An 18,628-nucleotide genomic window follows, 5' to 3' on the forward strand; every position below is an offset into this window, starting at 1 on the left:
TGTTGCTAGTTGAACCTCTTGTCAATTTTTCTCTTCCTAAAGTAACAAAAGAGGGATAAGCAGAGAAAAGGCTGCGGTGTGGCGTAATTTGCAATATTATTTTGAACCCACAAGCCATGAAACCTTATTGCACAGATTGCTCAAAGAGGCTGATGTGGTTGACCCTGGACTGGGTTCAACTTTGCGGGTGTTGGAGCGACACAACTTATCCATACAGCTATCTCAGCAATCCCCTTCCTTCTTAGGATTCCCACTAAGGTGGCTAGGGCGATCGCCCTACTCAAACTCATTACTGATGGTTTCGGGTGATTAGCCCTGATGGTACGGTATATGGGTTAATAGTAATTTTTTACACAACATATGTGTTGCAAGCTACGGATAGGGAGTAGGGTTAGATTTTATTGCTCGCGTGTAAAATCCCATCCCCTTGTGTGTGGGGATATAAGCACGGTTAATTGTCATTCAATATTACTTAGTTAAAGGTTCAATATCTCATCGATTTTTCGACCTAAATTAGCCATAATTGATGAAGCTTTCATCCCTCTGACTCGATTTTCACTGCTTTTATCAATAATCGCCTTCCAACCTTCTTCTGCCACAGGTAATAATTGCTGTTTTACTTCAGGTGATAAATCCAACGTTGTGGAAAGCAAATCTAAAACGTCGTAAACATCACTTTTAGCATCAGAAAACAAGTCTGTCTCCGATGCATCCCAGGCACTCTCATTGGCAATTGATACTTTATGACGGAGCAGTCGCAATGTTTCTGGCTCTTTAGGAAACTCTTGTTGATTGCTCATTGCTTTTTCTCCTAGTAATTCTTTACTTCAGCAACGCCATGCTTGATAAAGTATACTACTCTGTACTTTGTTCGCATTAATACCTTTGTATAGAGTATTTTCTACATTACCTACCACAAAGACAACTGCCCAGGTGAAACATTCGACTTCCCACCTTGATGGTAATGAAGATGACACCCACTACATAGAGCTATAAGGTTTTCTCTATGGTTATTTGCAGGATTCCTATCCCAATGATGTACCTGTAGGGTGTAAACTCTGCGTTGGGAGAAGGATAGTTTTGATGTGTCTTCACCTGGAGCAATGCATTTTAATCCACACCTTTGACAACACCATCCAGCCTCTTGTTTCACTGATAGGGCAATTTCTGACCAATTTTCTGGGTAAAGCGAATGGGTGAATGTCATCTTTAACCAAGGTTATGGGTTTTTAAGATTTTAATATGAGTGCGGTGTGTAGGTTGATGAATTTTGATTAATTTGGCAGCGATCGCATCATACGGGAGAGTGCGCCATCGTACACTAAACTCTATGCAATGGCAACGAGAACACCTCTGTTCTATCACCGAACTATGTCAATTTGATAATCGCGCTACTCAAAGTCATTGCTGATAGTTTCGGATAATTAACCCTGATGGTACGGTATATGGGTCAATAGTGATTTTTTACACAACAGATGCGGCGGAAGCTGCGGGTAGGGAATGGGTGGGGAAGAAGGGGTGAGGGCAATTTGTAGTATATATTGTATGATTCAGCGTTACAATGACTGAAATTTAATCATTACGGTATGGGGGACAAATGAGACAAGACAAGGGATACACACTCGCCACTGGAGAGTCAGGAGCATATCGCTTACAAATCCTCAATGCAATCCACCAGCCATATACTGAGTTTTTACTGCAACGAGCAGGATTGTCACAAGGAATGCATGTAGCAGACATTGGCTGCGGCACAGGGAATGTCTCTTTTTTAATGGCATCCAAAGTTGGGCTTAGTGGTTCAGTTTATGGTGTAGATATGAGTGAGGCACAGCTAGACATAGCACGCTCTCAAGCAAAATCTCTCAACGGAGGCAATATAACATTTGTCTCTGGAAGTGCCTATGATACTGCATTACCTAAAGAATCCTTCGATTTAGTTTACTGCCGCTTTTTGTTGATGCATCTTAATCACCCCAGTGATGCGCTTCTTGAAATGCGATCGCTCCTCAAACCCGGTGGATTACTTGTGTGTGAAGAAGCAGATTTTAGTACGGCTTTTTGTGAGCCATCCTTTGCGGCTCATGACCGTTGTTATGAAATGTTAATTGCCCTTTCAAAAGAAAGAGGTCATAACTTTTGTATGGGAACCATGCTCTACCAGATATTTCTGGAGGTTGGGTTTGGCACTCCAGAAATGTCCTTTGTGCAGCCCGTTGTGATACATGGGGAAAACAAGCGTATTGTAGATTTGTCACTGATGGAGGCAAGAAACGCTCTAATTGAGGCTGGACTGACAACGACAAGCGAATTTGACCAAACATCTGCTCAATTAAAAGAACTGGCTTTGGATAAAACTACAATGTTTGGCATTGCTCGTGTCACCCAAATTTGGGCAAGAAGGTAAGCTTTGAGGAGACGAATGCTACAGCCCTATTCCCTCAACCTGAAAATAATAGTTGAGATTCCTTGAATTGTTTTAAATATCTTCGTTTAATTAATACCAGTAAATTAAGTGCAAGAAACTTCCCACAACAACCGTTCAATTTCTGCCACTAACGCTATGCGATCGCCCCCTTCGTCTTTTCCCCCAGAACTACCCAGGCAAATACAATCCTCTACTATCAAGCTTGTTTAGGGTATGAATACAACAATTCGTGTGGCTAATCAAGGGTATTTGAAATAACTTATTCACCATAAATCTCTTTGAATACAGCTTCTAGCCCCACATTTAAATCTTGCAGTGCTGCGTCTATGCTTTCATAACTTTCTTTCCCTTCCCAGAGCATTCCACCACAATCGAGTGCGCGGATAAAAGAATTGAGAGGACTATCTACGTCATAACCAATTTCAATCCAGCCTTCATGTTCATCCACCCAACGAGCAATATTTGGATAAGTTTTTTCAAATGAAACTTTCATATTTTCCCCTCACACCAAATCTGCCAAAATATCAGTCATCTGTTTCTGCAACTTCTGCCGATTGTCATCATATTTCATCACTGTATCAGGTTTGGCATGACGGCTAAACCTTTGAGTTGCCCGATAATTCCCATTATTCTTATCCAACACAGTTGTAATCGAACTATGTCTAATTCGGTGCGGTGACATTTGTTTGGTAATACCCACTTCTTTGCATAATCCCGACACTAATCGTCGAATCGCTTCCCCACTCAAACGCTTACCATTACCGTTATATGCAATCACCGTAAACAAAGGCTGTCTAGTTCTGGTGGCTCTTTTACTGGCAATTAACCAATCAGCTACAGCTTCTACCGTCTTGCGACTCAAATCCACCACTATTTTTTGTGTACCCTTCCCCTTACCTAATATAGATAGGGTACTAGAAGCAGCATCAAAATCACCCACATTCAAGTTGCAGACTTCACTCCGCCGCAGGGCATTATCCCAAAGTAAACGCAGTATGGCATAATCCCGTTTACCTTTGAGTGTCTCTCTATCCACCAACCCCAACACCTTAGCAAAATCTGTGGCAGCTATACCCGTGGTATCCCTATAGGACTCAACTTTTTCACCCTTAATATCTTCTAGGGTATAGTTACAAGCCCCTAACTTGCGCCCCATTACCGTCAGGGACTTAATTGCACTCAGTCTTCGATTTACCGTTGCTTCTGCCAATTGTTTCTTATTTACCAAATATGCCTTATATTTCAACACCACCGCCACCGCGTGACGCTGTTCTAGGTGTAAAAACTCTAACACCAAATCCTGTGAAGGTGACTTACCTGAGATAAATAAGAAAAAATCATTCAAATCTTTCTGGTAAGCCCTTTTTGTATTAGGCGATCGCGTGTCTGAGAGTAGCTGTTCAATAACATCAGGGTCGCCATCGATACAAAAATCCGAGCCAATAGTCAGGGCATAGGCATTTTCCAGAACAGTAACACTCAAAGGTAAGTGGTCAGACATAGCAGAATAAATAGTGTGATAATGTCGCTTTCCGCACTATTCTATTTACTCACACAAGCAGAGCTGATAGTTAACAATCCAAGTAAGTTATTTCACTGGGTGGTACAGTCCATCTTTGGGGTTATATCTCCACTTGCGTTTATTGGGGTCACGCTCCCTACACCATTTCTCAAATTCTTCCTGGCTCATAGTTTCTCTACGTTCGCGCACCGTGGGAGCATTTGTACTGAGACGCATGGCAAATCTTTCCTCATCCAAGGGTTCAATTTGGGGTGGTGTTTGGCTATATTGCTGGGGGATTCGTGACAAGTTAAGGTTTTTGAGGTTTTGTCAAGAGCAGTATAGAGGGACTCAAAAAGCTGAGAAACTAGTAATAGTGCATCTTTTGGTTCAAAATCATGCCAACCAAAAAACCGAGAAACCCTGACCATGTTCGTCGTCGAAACACCCCACTTGCGGATAATGAAGCAATAAGCGAACACTTAAAAAATTTGCTGAGTCCAGCAATATACGCTCAAAGTGCCTATTATCGAAGCCTTGGATTACGCGACCGTATACTTAATCTGTCATTAATGGTTGCAGCGATGTTAACTGTGATTTGGCGGCAAGTAGCATCAGTACATGAACTAACTCGAATGTTGGAGCAGGAGGAATTGTTATGGGGTAAAGCTGTTAAAGTATCACAGCAGGGGTTGTCACAGAGGTTTCTCAGTTTTCCAGCAGAACTATTTGAACGAGTGTTTCACGATTTGTTACCATTGTTGAAATCGCGTTGGCTTCTTCGCGAAAAACGAACCCTACCAGCAGCAGTCAAATATGCCAAGAAGCATTTTGTGAATATATGGATTGCGGACGGGTCAACACTCGAAGCTTTATTTCGTAAATTAGATAGTTTAAAAGATGTTCCACAAGGTAAGTTAGCCGGCAAAATATGTACAGTGATTGATTTGTTAACACGATTACCCGTACAAGTTTGGTTTCATACTAATCCCTTAGCACATGATACTAATTTTCTCGATGATTTAATTAATATTGCTAGTGCTAAAACCTTGCTAGTTCTCGACCGTGGCTTTTATGATTTTGGTTTTTTCTTGCGCTTGATTGCCAAACAGGTTGATTTTATTACTCGCATCAAATCAAATGCAGTATTTGATGTTGAGCGAATTTTCAGCTACGACTACACACTTCGAGACCGGATAATTTCCTTCAACACAGAGGATAAACACCAAAAAATATTACGTTTACGTCTCATTGAAGTCAAGCAAGGCAAGACTTGGTATGCCTATGTTACTTCAGTTTTAGATCCTCAAATTCTTCCACCTTATGTCGTTGCCGATCTTTATGCGAAACGATGGAGAATCGAAGAGGCATTTAATACTGCCAAACGCTTGCTGGGGTTAAGTTATCTCTGGACAGGTTCTGTCAATGGTGTCAAGCTTCAAGTTTGGGCAACTTGGTTATTTTATGCAGTTTTAATCGACCTTGCAGATGCTGTTGCTGATGAAATAGCCCTCCCGTTTGAACGCATTTCTTTAGAGATGATTTTTCGTGGGCTTTACCATTTTAATCATGCTTATAACAAGGGTCGAGCAACCGATCCAGTTTTATTTTTTGCTGCTCCAGAGAACAAAAACCTTGATGTTGTTAAGACAATACGAAAAGAGCCTCAAACCCTTGACTTATCGCCTTTTCCTTTACCCTTGACAATTCCTGCTTTTCCTTAACTTGTTACTAATCTTGCTGGGGATAATAACTTGATTTACGAGAACGGGATGTGTTTACACTAGATTGCAGCTGCATCAACGCCCCCTCAAACCTGGCAAGTTGAGTACTTAGGGCTTCAAGTTTCCCCTCTAAGTTGCTTAACCTGGTTTCATCCTGGGGGTGGTTGGCACTTGACCCAATACTTTCTTTGAAACTAAAAAACTCTTCTTCTAGTTGATACAAGCGCACTTCTATACTAGCTTCTACACCTGGTACATCACCCAAAATATGGTATAGTCCCTGGATTACCAATTCGGTGGCAGTGGTTTTGCGTTCCCTGGCAGCTTTGCGTAGGGCTGCTGTTAAGGATTTGGGGAGTTTGAAGTTAATGGATTCCCGTTCAATTGCCATATCTACACTTATTTATGTACGGTAGTGTAGATATTTTACCGGAGTGAGGGGTTAGGGAGTGCGATCGCCGCTCTGGAGAGTATCGCAACATCACATACATCAGCTACATAATATAGCCAGTTTTAGCAATTTCTGCATAAGACACCAGGTCTTCACTCAATAGCTTATTCTCCCCTAGAAATTCATCTAGAACTTGCTCCACTAATTTCGGTGCTTCCATTTGAGTGTGACCAAGCCCATGCAATGCACTTTCCACACAAGCAATATTTGGTGATTTAAGAGCAAACGCTAACACCTCAACAACCTGTTCATATAAAAACTCTTTATCATCAGAGCCTTCCCAGTAATTAAGAGGAGTAATATCCCATAACATATAGCAAATATCATTTAACGGTGAACTAGGCTCATCAAGATGGCTCAGAGTGGGAGTACAACGTTTTTCAAAGCAGTCAGAATACAAATGTTTGATAGCAACAATTGCTCTTGCTTTATCCTCACGAGGAACAGAAACACTCTTTAGTTGGAACATATAATCAGAGCAGGCATTCAAGAAAATATACCAAAGTCCCTGATTGACCTGAGCATCATCGAATTGTAACAAGTCAATGCCACATCTATCCATTGTTTTTATAAATAGAGAAGTAAACTCTATATCGCTAACCTCAAATTTCGGTGCATCAACATCGAAATACCATTGTGGGTCATGTACCGGATGGTTGAAAACATGATTTATCCATTCTTGATAACGGTCTATCATAAGTAATCTTCTACGCCTTATGTGAGTGAGAGAGGGTTTTCAAGTAGCACTAATTTGATTTTGACTGGATGCAGTTTGCATTACTTCGTCACAAGGCTCAACACGCGGTCATTATACTTGATAGTTATTGCTTTTAATAGTATTTTTGTATTACTTAATTAGAGGTTGCGATCGCTTTGACTGAGATGCTCTTGAAAATTATAGCGATCGCCAAACAAGCAATTTTCTTTGTGTGACAGTTTAGGTAATCCACCAGGGAGGTAATGCTCCTCCTATCTCTGTGTTAACGGCTTACGCCAAGCTACGCTAACAGCACAGCGCCTCACTTTAGCGCTTTGCGCCGCTAACACGAACGGCTTCAGGCACCGCTACTTTTACCCCGTGTTACAGCTCAAATTAATCCCTATCAGGAATTGAAACTTCCTAATCGCCTCCAGTTATTTCATCCCATTGGTTTTTTCCCGATTTAAAATTGAGCGATCGCGGTTTATTTAGCAGTAAGTATTTCCAGTTTGCCTCCCTAACCATGGTTCAACATCTCATTCCCGCCGAAATTCGACCTTTACCCAATCAATCGAAACAAGCTGCTTTATTGCTGCAACGGCTGGGCTTTCAAATTCTGCATATCAGTCAAACCATTAGCATCCAAGCACCACGTCAGCTATGGGAGTCAACCTTTCATATCTGTTTCCAGCAGCAACAGAAAACTACGATAACAGAGATAGAAAATGAGGTTACATATTTGACGGCAGACACAAATCGTCTTATTCTTCCTGAAGAACTCCAAGGTCTAATTGCTGAGGTAACTTTTTTAGAACCATCAGAATTTTTGCCATAACAAAGCCGAAGACAGGAAAATCATCGAGAACATGACATATCTTGTGAATCACTCAAAGACTGACTTACTCTCAACTTAGAAGACAAGAAAATCATCGAGACTATGGCATATCTTGTGAATCACTCAAAGACTGACTTACTCTCAACTTAGAAGACAGGAAAATCATCGAGACTATGACATATCTTGTGAATCACTCAAAGACTGACTTACTCTCAACTTAGAAGACAGGAAAATCATCGAGACTATGACATATCTTGCGGAGAATCAAGAAGACCGTGTGTACTTTGAAGCGGTGTTGCGATCGCAAACTGGTGAGTCTATGTTTGCAGCTAATACCTATCTCGAACCAGACAACATCCAACAATTTACACCCTCCCCAGGACGGGCAACCCAAGCCGCAGCAGCCCTTCAAGCCCTAGGCTTTCAAATTCGTCACATCGGTACCTTTTCCATTAGCGCTGAAGCACCAAAAGAACTGTGGGAAAGGGTTTTTAGCACGCGAGTTGAGCCAAGAAGCCAAACTGTCAGTCCGAGTATCGGTGAAGTCACCTACCTATCCCACATTGCTGATGCTCCCTTTACAATCCCACCAGAATTAGCAGAATTGCTCGAACGTGCCTACCCCCAAAGCCCACCTACCTTATTGGAGTCTCCCCTCCCACCGCGTGTTAGCTACCACCATCTGACAGTTCCCGCAGATGTGGCAACCCTATTTCGTTCAACACAAGTTCACAAAGCAGGTGTCACCGGAAAAGGCGTTTTGGTAGCAATGGTCGATAGTGGATTCTACAAACATCCCTTCTATAAATGGCATGGTTACAATTACCAAGCAACCCTTGCTCCCGATGCAACCAACCTTGAACGGGATGAGAGTGGGCACGGAACAGCAGAGGCTGCCAATATTTTTGCAAATGCCCCAGATATTGATTTTATCGGAATCAAAATTGGCTCAAACTCAACCCTAGCATTTAAAATAGCTTCCGACCTCCATCCCGCAATCATAACTAACAGTTGGGGTTTTACTGTCTGCCGGGACACCCTACCCAATTTCCTCAAACCCCTCGAAGCCGCAGTCATAGAAGCAGTAAATCAGCGAGGTATCACCGTTTGTTTCTCCGCAGGTAACGGTCAGGCTGTCTTTCCAGCGATGATGCCTGATGTTATTGCTGTTGGTGGTGTCTATGCCCATAACAGCTTGGACGGAGAAGACTTTAAGTTAGAAGCATCCGACTATTCTAGTAGCTTTGATAGTATCATTTATCCAGGTCGCCATGTTCCCGATGTCTGCGGATTGGTGGGGATGAAACCCCGTGGCATTTATATTATGTTGCCCGTGGAACCCGATTGCCGCATCGACAAGCGTTTGGGTGGTTCAGGCTATCCTAATAAAGACGAAACCGCAACTAATGATGGTTGGGCAGTAATTAGCGGCACCAGTGCTGCATCTCCCCAAATTGCAGGTGTTTGCGCTTTGCTCAAGCAAATACAACCAGATTTATCACCAGCGAGGATTAAAGCTATTTTGCGCGCATCAGCAAGGGATGTGAAAACTGGACGTAGCAATGGAACCTGTTTAACTACTCCAGAAGGACAACTCGCAGGTAATGGATATGACGGAGCAACGGGAGCCGGGTTGGTGGATGCTCATGGTGCCTATCAGCTGGCTCGTTCTACCTAGGGTAGCCGCCTAGATATGTGCAAAATGGAACACGTTCTAAACTTTTGTAAAGCTAATTGTCAAAAACCTTAATTTACCGTTGTTTGAGCCTCAACTCAGATTTTGCACCTCTACGTAAAATCACATATAAAGTAAAAAGATGTGCGATAAAGTTATACCAATTCACAATTCGCAATGCTCCCTGCGGGAGAGCTAACGCTAACGCAATTCGCAATTAAAAAACTTAGATGCAGCAAAGCTTTCAGGATTTACATCTGTATCAGATTTTTCGTGAAATGGTATTACCCCTCTTTTGTTACTACGAGGAGAGAAAAATACTATCTCTACTCTGAAAACTAAACAAAATAATGAATTGTGCGGTCGCGTCTTAATTTTGTCATTTAAATTCCTTTATTGAAAAAAGACGTAAATATAATAATTTCGGATTATTCTTTCCCCAAGGTAACAAAAGAGGGATTACCCATTTTTTATGGGTTTTCATAGCTAAATCAGGGGTTTTACTTTTTTACCGAGTAATAAAATTACATCAATTTTTCTTGGTGCAAGATGTGTGTCAACCATCCTTAAATCTCAGTCTAGGTAGCAGTAGACTTTTAATTGTAGATTTTTGCAGAAAGGGGGCGATCGCTCAGGGCAATCCTGCTACTTTAATTACAAGTATTCAAGTGGACATGATATAACGCACCATCTAAATTTTCAAATGGATTCGTACCTAATGACGCGCTCTAGTTCCAAAATTAGAGATATACCTGTACATTATTAAAACTAGAGTAAATATCTCGTGGGTGTTGAGGATGGCTGCAAACTTAGGTAGACGTAAATTTATTGTTTATGCTTCATCTGTAGTTGGTGGTAGCTTGCTACTGAAAAGCTGTGTCAATAAAGAGACAACACCATCATCAAACACAAGTGGTAGTAATAATTTTAAAGTTGCGATCGCGCTTCCCGGTTTAATATCAGATAAGGCTTGGAATCAGTCGGGTTATGAAGGTGTACAGCTAGCCAAGCAAAAGCTAGGAGTAGAGATAGCACATGTTGAAAAAGTTGCACAATCCGACCAAACAGAAGTGTTATCTGACTTTGCCCGTCGCGGTTATAATTTAGTGTTTGCCCATGGGGGACAATTTGATGCGGCAATTCAACAAATAGCATCCCAGTTTCCCAATACATTTTTTGTCGGTGTTAATGGTAATATCAGTGGTGCCAATATTGCTTCTTTAAGATTAGACCATTTGCAAGCAAGTTATTTGTGCGGAATTATTGCTGCTGCAATGACAAAATCGAATAAATTAGCTTATATTGCAGGTCAGGAATTTCAAGCAACCCAAGAAGAATTACGTGGGTTTGAATTGGGTGCAAAATCAATTAAAAAAGAGATTCAAGTCAGTTCGAGTTTTACAGGTGATTGGAATGATGTTGCGAAAGCCAAAGAAGTAACATTGGCTTTAATTTCCACTGGAGTTGATGTTATTTATCAATGGTTGGATAGTTCCTCTGCGACAGTTTTACAAACTGCAAGCGATAAAAATGTATATGCATTTGGTAATACTAATGACCAGTTAGAAGTAGCACCAAAAGCTGTTTTAACAAGTGCTGTCAAACATCTCGATGCGGCAATTGTATATTTGACCGAACTAGCAAAACAAAAGCAAATCAAAGGACAGATTTATAAATTAGGTTTAGAACGTCCAGATATTTTGACTTTAGGCAAATTTAATCAATTAGTACCGGAGGCAGTTCAAAAGCAGGCATTAAGCAGTAGTCAAGAAATAGTTAATAAAAAAATTACTTTTCCAGTTTGTAAAAATGCAGGTAAAGATACATTTTGTGTCAATAAGGCAACTGTTTAGAAAAACGTCCTAAGTAAGTAGAACGGCTTAAATAATTCACGTTATGTCAGTCATTGCGAATGAAACGACGTGAAATGAAGCACAAGTAGGTCGGTGTGAAAATTTCAATGTATGTCATTGCGAATGAAACGTAAGCTTCGCTATACTTTGTAAACGCGTAGCGTGCCGTAGGCTCTAGCAACCGCAACGGTTTTGTCAATTTTACATTCTGTTACATAGTTGGGTTTATTTTCATCGACTTACTTAATTCGGACACGCTACGCGAACGCAAGGGTTATGCCGATTTTACAATCTGTTACATAGTTAGGTTTATTCTCACCAACTTACTTAAGTCCTAATTTAATTGTACTTTCCTACTTATAAACTTAATATATAAATGTCATACTTAGATTTAGAAAATATTACTAAAAGCTTTGGTGATTTTATTGCCAATGATAATATAAACTTAAATATTGAAATAGGTGTAATTCACGCTATCCTTGGCGAGAATGGTGCAGGTAAAAGTACATTAATGAATATTATTAGTGGCATATATCAGCCAGATAGCGGACGAATACTTATAAATAAAAATCCTATTAAAATTTCTTCGCCAGCTATAGCAATTAAACTGGGTATAGGTATGATTCATCAGCATTTCATGCTTATACCCCAATTAACTGTGACTGAAAATATTATTTTGGGAACTGATAATAACTTACATTTAAATTTAAGAGAAAAGCAAGCTGAAATTGCTAAATTATCCCAATTATATAATTTAGAAATTGACCCGACAGCCAAAGTAGAAAATCTACCTGTGGGAATGCAACAGCGTGTAGAAATTATCAAAGTTCTCTACCGTCAAGCAAAGTTATTAATTCTTGACGAACCAACGGCAGTTCTCACACCTCTAGAAGTACGATCTCTAATAAATATTCTGCGTCAATTGGCAGCAAACGGACATACAATTATTTTTATCAGCCACAAATTAGAAGAAGTTATTGAGTTGTGCGATCGCGTTACTGTTCTACGGGGGGGAAAAGTCGTAGCAAGCACTACCACCAAAGAAACAACACCACAACAATTAGCCGATTTAATGATAGGTAAAGCCATTAATTTACAACTCGAACGAAAGCCAGTTACATCGGGAGAAATAGTCCTTTCGGTGCAAAATTTACAAGTGGTTGGCGATCAAGGTGTAACTGCTGTTAAAAATATATCTTTTGAACTGCGGCAAGGGGAAATTTTAGGTGTTGCTGGTGTTGATGGCAATGGACAACGAGAGTTAGCTGATGCGATTTGTGGGTTAAGGAAGATAAAAAAAGGTAAAATTTCTCCATCCCCTAACCCATCTCTGGTATCTACAAGAGAAGAAAAATTGAGATTGGCATATATACCCGAAGACAGGCAAAAAAATGGCTTGGTAATGGAGTTTGATATATCCCAAAATTTGATATTAAAGCTTTTTAAAAAACTGCCTTTTTCTCGTTATGGTTTCTTACAACGGGATGTAATTAAGAATAATGCTATTTCTGCAATCACAGAATTTGATATTCGTGTAAATGACATACATATCAAAGCCAGACAACTTTCGGGAGGTAACCAACAAAAAATCATCCTAGCACGAGAACTATCAGGAGAACCGGAACTGATTGTGGCAATGCAACCAACAAGAGGTTTAGATATTGGTGCAACAGAAGCGGTACGGCGACGATTATTAGCAGAAAAACAAAGAGGTGCAGCGATTTTGTATATTTCCACCGAGTTAGAAGAAATAATGACGATGAGCGACAGAATTGCTGTAATCTATCGAGGTGAGTTTATTGGTATGTTAGATGCTGCGATGGCAACGGTTGAGGAAATTGGCTTATTAATGTCAGGTGTAAAAATATCGTAAGTAGCCATCATGAACTGCGTACACCAGGACAAATGAAAAACCGCACGCTACTAGTAGGTTTAACTGGAACGATCGTGACTAAATTGAGTAAATTTATCAGACCAATAATTTCACCACTGATTGCCATTATCTCCGCGCTTTTGGTTGGTGTAATCTTGATTATTATCGCAGGTGCAAGCCCTATCATTGCCTACACTGCATTATTCCAAGAATCTCTCCTAACATACTTTGGATTTGGTAATACCCTTACCAAGATGACACCGTTATTATTCAGTAGCTTAGGTGTATTAATCGCCTTGAAAGCTGGACAATATAATATAGGTGGGGAAGGACAAATTTATTTAGGTGCTTTGGGTAGTGCTCTAATTGGTTTATATCTGCAAAATTTACCTACATTCATTCACATACCCCTGGCGTTATTAGCAGGATTTATATTTGGTGGAATTTGGGGTTTTATACCAGGTTATCTCAAAGCAATTCGGGGAGTAAATGAAGTTATTACTACGCTTCTTTTGAACTACATAGGGATTTATTTCATTAGTTATTTAGTCCAAAACCCATTGAAAGAGCTGAATGCACCAAGTCCCTATTCACCATTAATTGCTAAATCTGCACAACTACCAATTATTTTGTTTGGAAGTCTTGCCCATGCAGGAATTGTACTAAGTTTAATAACAGCAATAATTGTCTGGTTAATCCTGAACCGTTCCACCCTCGGTTATCAGATCGAAGCAGTTGGATTTAACCCCAATGCTTCCCATTATGCAGGTATTTCCGTACAACGCACCGTTATTTTAGTTATGACCTTAGCTGGTGGTTTAGCTGGTTTGGCAGGTAGTTGCGAAGTTATGGGGTTGAAATATCGACTTTTTGACGTAGTTTCTCCTGGATACGGATTTGATGCGATCGCGATCGCCTTTCTCAGTCGCGGTAGCGTTATCGGTGTAGTACTAGCTTCATTATTTTTTGGCGCTTTGCGAAGTGGTGCAAATGTGATGCAACGCAGTGCAGGTGTACCTGTGACAGTAGTGTACGCTATTCAAGGTATGACTGTATTATTTATTGCCATGAGCTTGGCTTTAGAATATCGAGTCAAAAAATAACCACAAATCTAGATAGACGTGGATTAGCCCTGTTTTGTCACTCTCGGAAAACAATAAGTAGCAAAATTAATTACACAAACATATGATCTGAAATTCTTGACTGACAATGAGCGAACCGGGAGCTGTAATCCCTTTTTGTCACTCTGGGAAAAGAAAAATCAAAGTCAAATTTTCAACTCTAGATATAACATGCATTTGAGCGTTTATTTTCTAACACAATGGCTGAAATTATGGTTTTTTCATAAAAGCCTTATGCTGTAAGCATTTCAGACTATTCTCTCCCGAAAGTGACAAATGAGGGGTAATACCATTTCACGAAAATCCTGAAACATATTCAAGCTCTAAAACCCTTGTCAAACCAGGATTTATTAATTACGTTAGCGTTAGCTCTCCCGTAGGGAGCATTGTGAATTGGTATAAACTAAAGCTATAAGTAGAACGGCTTAAATAATTCACGCTATGTCATTGCGAATGAAACGTTCGCGTAGCGTGTCGCTTTGCGACTTAGTGGAATGTTCGCGTAGCGTGCCGTAGGCTCTAGCAATCGCAATGGTTTTGACGATTTTACAATCTGTTACATAGTTAGGTTTATTCTCACCGACTTACTTAGATTAAAAAATATGGATATTGCTTTCTTTTCTGATTATCTCGCTTCTACTATTCACCTTACCATCCCCCTCGCCTACGCTACACTTGGAGGGCTTTATTCGGAGCGTTCGGGCATACTTAATATTGCCCTCGAAGGAATGTTAATTACAGGTGCTTTTACAAGTGCATCTGCAACTTTTTATACTAATAATGTTTGGATAGGTTTAGTCGCTGCCTTAATAGTAGGTGCTTTAGTTGGACTACTCCACGCCTTTTTATGTGTAACATTACGAGTGAATCAATTAGTTTCGGGTTTAGCGATTAATCTTGTCGCTGCTGGCATCACTTCATTTTTAGGACGATTAGTATTCGCCAATAATAGTACTCAACGTTTACCAAATCTTATCGCCATAAAAATTCCCATTTTTGCCAACATACCATTAGTTGGTCGCTTATTATTTCAGCAAGATATCCTCGTTTATTTACTATTTATAATTATTGGTTTCACCACATATTTTTTGTTTTACACAAACCCAGGTTTAAATTTACGTGCTGTGGGAGAATATCCCCAAGCCGCAGATACGGCAGGTGTCTCCGTAGTCAGAATACGTTATATGGCAGTCATCTTTGGTGGTTGTCTGGCAAGTTTGGGTGGCGCTTATTTAACCTTGGTGCAAGTGCGATATTTTACCGAAGGAATGAGTGCGGGAAAAGGATTTATTGCGATCGCATCCCTTATCTTTGGCAAATGGCATCCTATATATAGCACTTTGGCTTGTTTGTTATTTGGGGCAACAGAAGCTTTGCAATTACGAATCCAAGCATTAGGTGTAAATATTCCCTATCAATTTCTGATGATGTTGCCCTACATTACCGCACTTCTAGCCACGATTGGATTAGCTGGAAAATCCACACCACCAGCAGGTTTGGGGGTTTCCTATGGTTCGAGTAAACATGATGTTCGTTGACATTCTCCACCCTTGTTAACCCTCTTTTATCACTATCTCCAGAGAATAATCTTAAAGCCTTACTGTATAAGCACAAGCTTGTCACTGGACGACTTGAAGCCATCTGTATTGTTGGCGCATGAATTGGTAAACGCCAAAATTCCAGTAGATAAAATTACCTTTGCTTTGTGCAGAGTCGGCGATCGCCGAAATCGCAATCAAGGAACACAGCCACTAATAGAAGATAATGCACAAAAAGGCTCAACGCCCTACGAAATCAAAGGTTTTAGCATCAAATATTAATTGACGGTATTGATATTAATACTGGTTTTCAATGCCCAACAGCAATCACAGATTTTAGCATAAAGAGTCTAGAAAACAGGGTTTGTAGTTACGCTTCAGCGCTACCACCAGCTACAAACACAATTAAAATAACCTATCGAAAATCCTAACCAATCAAACCAGCACGTTGAAATACTTCATTAGAAGTAAGTTCCAATCCTAGTAATAAATCATCGCTAATTACCAAATTATCTCGATAGGTGACAGGAACAGAAGCAGGTGCAAAGATAGTGATAGTTCTGGCTTTTGTATCCACAACCCAAACCCGTAAAACCCCAGCTTTGATATAATCAGCAGCTTTTCCAGCCATCTCACCAAAAGTTTGACCAGGGGAAATAATTTCTACGACTAATTCCGGTGCAATTGGACAGGGTTCGTCTTTTAACCAATCAGCAGGAAGTAGGTTGTAGGAAACATAGGTTAAATCAGGAACAGGCATCCAGTTCTCATTTTCAATTGCCAATTTTATCGCCCATTCAATTACAACTCGTCCCTTACCATGTGCCCATGCAGACAATAGTGTGAATAATGCACCAGTGGTGGAGCCATGAAAAAATTTGGGAGACATTTCATCATTTTTATATTTGGGAACTGCTTCACCCTTAACAAATTCGTAGGTAATATCCCCTTCGGGGAGGGCAAGAAATTCTTCGAGGGTGAGTTGGGTTGTGAGTTGAGTCATGGTTTATTTTAGGATTGGGGGATATGACTCTATTTTAGGTTTTTATTCATCAGGACTTATGCAAGAACTATACATTAACGTCATTGCGACGTAGGTCAGCAATGTCAAAGCCTCATTTTCTCGTTACGATTACGTAAGTCCTAAGAGTGTTCCAAGTAAAAAAATGCCCAATTGTCATTGCGAGGAGGAACGACGAAGCAATCACATAATCTCCCAGTTCTTGCGATTGCTTCATTCCGCTTCGCTCCATTCGCAATGACACATTTTGGATCATTTATTTGTTGGAATACTCTAAGTAGCCAGGTTTAATTAAAGGTAAGATGTGTTATCCCTCTTTTGTTACTACGGGGAGAGTATAATCAGAAAAAAAGCAGACAAAGTAAGTAATAGGAATGGTTACGCCGCGCAGACAGCCAGTAAGCACAGTGGCATTCATAGATAACTACTGCCAGCACTATTATTCAGTATTTGAGGATGTGAGGCATTTTGAAGCTTTCAAATTCTTACATTTGGGCATAGTTTCAGAAATCCCGCGAAAAACCCTACCCCTAATAGCTAAAACAGTGGGGTTAAAAGATAGCCAAACACTACATCATTTTTTGAGAGATGCACTGTGGGATGTCAAAAAGTTAAGAGAAATTAGGCTGTGGTTGATCAAAAGGTTTATTGGAGAAAGAGAAATAATTTTATGTATTGACGAAACCGGGGATAAGAAAAAGGGAAAATCAACAGATTATGTGACTAGTCAATATATCGGAAACTTAGGCAAGACAGAGAATGGAATAGTATCTGTAAATGCTTATGGTGTAGTAGATGGGATTACTTATCCTCTAATGTTCCAAATATTTAAACCGAGAAATCGCTTAAGAGAAGGCGATAAATATAAGAGTAAACCCCAAATAGCAATAGAGATTATTCAAGAGTTGAAAGAATGGGGTTTCAAAATTAAATTAGTGTTAGCGGATAGCCTATATGGTGAGAGTGGAGATGTAATTAGATGTTTAGAAAAATTAGAACTAGAGTTTATCGTAGCAATTCGCTCCAATCATGGAGTGTTGATGCCCCCAGGAAGCCGAAAACGTTATAATCGCTGGAAAGCTTATGAGCAAAAGCTTTCACATCGTCAAACTGAAACTCGTTACTTGAGAGAAATTATTTTTGGTAAACGTCGCCGTACCAGATACTACCAAATCAGTAAGATGAATACACCCGACCCTACGGGAGATGAAAGTTGGTACATCATGACAAATTTATCAACTGATTTGTCACTGAATGTCGCGCAACTTTATAGTTTAAGAAATTGGATTGAATATGGTTTTAAACAAGTTAAGAATGAACTAGGTTGGGCTGATTTTCGTCTAACTGATTATGAAAGTATTGAACGCTGGTGGGAAATCATTTTTAGTGCTTACCTTTTCGTTAGCATTCAGGCTACTTATTTTCAACTTCATGTCCAAAATCAATCAACATCTAGTTCAGAATTACCTTCCTCAATAGACTTTAATAGTTCTCAATATAGTCAACATCCTAATTGGGAATCTGGTACCACATGGAAGAGTGCCTTAAATAATCTGAGATTGCTCATTCAACCCTATATTTTTTACTGTTTGATTCAACCTTGGCTCACAGTATTTAACATTCCTGGTATGAAGCGTTGCTTTTTGAAATTAATCAACTTTATGAATGATTTTCGCGCTTCTCCAGTCAGTTTCTCTGTTGCTAGTTGAACCTCTTGTCAATTTTTCTCTTCCTAAAGTAACAAAAGAGGGGTTATACCATTTCACGAAAATCCTGAAACATATCCAAGCTCTAAAACCCTTGTCAAACCAGGATTTATTAATTACGTTAGCGTTAGCTCTCCCGTAGGGAGCATTGTGAATTGGTATAAGTCCTAAGTAGCCAGGTTTAATTAAAGGTAGGATGTGTTAG

General features: G+C 40.0%; 18 protein-coding genes. 11 read left to right on the top strand and 7 right to left on the bottom strand.

Annotated features, from left to right (window positions below; all coding sequences use genetic code 11):
• The first annotated feature begins 76 nt into the window (after positions 1 to 76).
• The gene (locus tag IJ00_RS28560) at positions 77 to 313 is read left to right on the top strand and encodes a hypothetical protein (protein ID WP_144416131.1); all 237 of its coding nucleotides are present in this window, start codon (positions 77 to 79) and stop codon (positions 311 to 313) included.
• A 163-nt stretch (positions 314 to 476) separates the two neighbouring features.
• On the opposite strand, the gene IJ00_RS26255 is transcribed toward IJ00_RS28560, so the two are convergent.
• On the bottom strand, positions 477 to 800 hold the full coding sequence (locus tag IJ00_RS26255; RefSeq protein WP_035159817.1) for a hypothetical protein: 324 nt from the start codon (positions 798 to 800) through the stop codon (positions 477 to 479).
• Positions 801 to 1,597: 797 nt separating this feature from the next.
• Between IJ00_RS26255 and IJ00_RS26260 the strand changes: the two genes are divergently transcribed.
• Positions 1,598 to 2,404: a class I SAM-dependent methyltransferase gene (locus IJ00_RS26260; RefSeq protein WP_035159820.1), complete on the top strand. Its 807-nt coding sequence runs from the start codon at positions 1,598 to 1,600 to the stop codon at positions 2,402 to 2,404.
• A 280-nt stretch (positions 2,405 to 2,684) separates the two neighbouring features.
• On the opposite strand, the gene IJ00_RS26265 is transcribed toward IJ00_RS26260, so the two are convergent.
• The 3 genes from IJ00_RS26265 to IJ00_RS26275 all read right to left on the bottom strand — a co-directional run bounded on the left by IJ00_RS26265 (position 2,685) and on the right by IJ00_RS26275 (position 4,235).
• Positions 2,685 to 2,918: a hypothetical protein gene (locus IJ00_RS26265; protein ID WP_035159821.1), complete on the bottom strand. Its 234-nt coding sequence runs from the start codon at positions 2,916 to 2,918 to the stop codon at positions 2,685 to 2,687.
• A gap of 9 nt (positions 2,919 to 2,927) precedes the next feature.
• Entirely contained in the window at positions 2,928 to 3,926 is a 999-nt protein-coding gene (locus IJ00_RS26270; RefSeq protein ID WP_035159822.1) for a tyrosine-type recombinase/integrase, read from the bottom strand.
• 87 nt (positions 3,927 to 4,013) lie between these two features.
• Positions 4,014 to 4,235 (bottom strand): hypothetical protein, encoded by a 222-nt coding sequence (locus IJ00_RS26275; protein WP_052754563.1) that lies wholly within the window; start codon positions 4,233 to 4,235, stop codon positions 4,014 to 4,016.
• Positions 4,236 to 4,324: 89 nt separating this feature from the next.
• On the opposite strand from IJ00_RS26275, the gene IJ00_RS26280 reads away from it, so the two are divergent.
• Positions 4,325 to 5,650: an IS4 family transposase gene (locus IJ00_RS26280; protein ID WP_035152048.1), complete on the top strand. Its 1,326-nt coding sequence runs from the start codon at positions 4,325 to 4,327 to the stop codon at positions 5,648 to 5,650.
• Positions 5,651 to 5,657: 7 nt separating this feature from the next.
• Here the strand turns inward: IJ00_RS26280 and IJ00_RS26285 are convergent, their stop codons facing one another.
• A complete protein-coding gene (locus IJ00_RS26285) occupies positions 5,658 to 6,041 on the bottom strand; it encodes a hypothetical protein (protein WP_052754564.1) in 384 nt (127 codons plus the stop codon).
• Positions 6,042 to 6,144: 103 nt separating this feature from the next.
• Positions 6,145 to 6,798 carry a hypothetical protein gene (locus tag IJ00_RS26290; RefSeq protein WP_035159824.1) on the bottom strand — a complete coding sequence of 218 codons (654 nt, stop codon included), beginning with the start codon at positions 6,796 to 6,798 and terminating at the stop codon, positions 6,145 to 6,147.
• 526 nt (positions 6,799 to 7,324) lie between these two features.
• Here IJ00_RS26290 and IJ00_RS26295 point away from each other — a divergent pair.
• From IJ00_RS26295 to IJ00_RS28565, 7 genes are all read left to right on the top strand, one after another.
• The gene (locus IJ00_RS26295; protein WP_035159825.1) at positions 7,325 to 7,636 is read left to right on the top strand and encodes a hypothetical protein; all 312 of its coding nucleotides are present in this window, start codon (positions 7,325 to 7,327) and stop codon (positions 7,634 to 7,636) included.
• Positions 7,637 to 7,880: 244 nt separating this feature from the next.
• Positions 7,881 to 9,314 carry a S8 family serine peptidase gene (locus IJ00_RS26300; protein ID WP_035159826.1) on the top strand — a complete coding sequence of 478 codons (1,434 nt, stop codon included), beginning with the start codon at positions 7,881 to 7,883 and terminating at the stop codon, positions 9,312 to 9,314.
• Positions 9,315 to 10,108: 794 nt separating this feature from the next.
• Positions 10,109 to 11,164: a BMP family protein gene (locus IJ00_RS26305; RefSeq protein WP_035159827.1), complete on the top strand. Its 1,056-nt coding sequence runs from the start codon at positions 10,109 to 10,111 to the stop codon at positions 11,162 to 11,164.
• 376 nt (positions 11,165 to 11,540) lie between these two features.
• Entirely contained in the window at positions 11,541 to 13,037 is a 1,497-nt protein-coding gene (locus tag IJ00_RS26310) for an ABC transporter ATP-binding protein (protein ID WP_035159828.1), read from the top strand.
• Between the two features lie 32 nt (positions 13,038 to 13,069).
• Positions 13,070 to 14,140, top strand: a complete 1,071-nt coding sequence (locus IJ00_RS26315; RefSeq protein ID WP_046815071.1) for an ABC transporter permease — start codon at positions 13,070 to 13,072, stop codon at positions 14,138 to 14,140.
• A 620-nt stretch (positions 14,141 to 14,760) separates the two neighbouring features.
• Positions 14,761 to 15,696: an ABC transporter permease gene (locus IJ00_RS26320; RefSeq protein ID WP_035159830.1), complete on the top strand. Its 936-nt coding sequence runs from the start codon at positions 14,761 to 14,763 to the stop codon at positions 15,694 to 15,696.
• Positions 15,697 to 15,774: 78 nt separating this feature from the next.
• Positions 15,775 to 15,978, top strand: a complete 204-nt coding sequence (locus IJ00_RS28565) for a hypothetical protein (protein ID WP_144416132.1) — start codon at positions 15,775 to 15,777, stop codon at positions 15,976 to 15,978.
• Between the two features lie 145 nt (positions 15,979 to 16,123).
• On the opposite strand, the gene IJ00_RS26325 is transcribed toward IJ00_RS28565, so the two are convergent.
• Positions 16,124 to 16,699 (bottom strand): Uma2 family endonuclease, encoded by a 576-nt coding sequence (locus IJ00_RS26325; RefSeq protein ID WP_035159833.1) that lies wholly within the window; start codon positions 16,697 to 16,699, stop codon positions 16,124 to 16,126.
• A 392-nt stretch (positions 16,700 to 17,091) separates the two neighbouring features.
• Between IJ00_RS26325 and IJ00_RS26330 the strand changes: the two genes are divergently transcribed.
• On the top strand, positions 17,092 to 18,426 hold the full coding sequence (locus tag IJ00_RS26330; protein ID WP_035155395.1) for an IS701 family transposase: 1,335 nt from the start codon (positions 17,092 to 17,094) through the stop codon (positions 18,424 to 18,426).
• The last annotated feature ends 202 nt before the right edge of the window (positions 18,427 to 18,628 follow it).

The sequence above is a fragment of the Calothrix sp. 336/3 genome, assembly GCF_000734895.2.
Classification (GTDB): domain Bacteria; phylum Cyanobacteriota; class Cyanobacteriia; order Cyanobacteriales; family Nostocaceae; genus 336-3.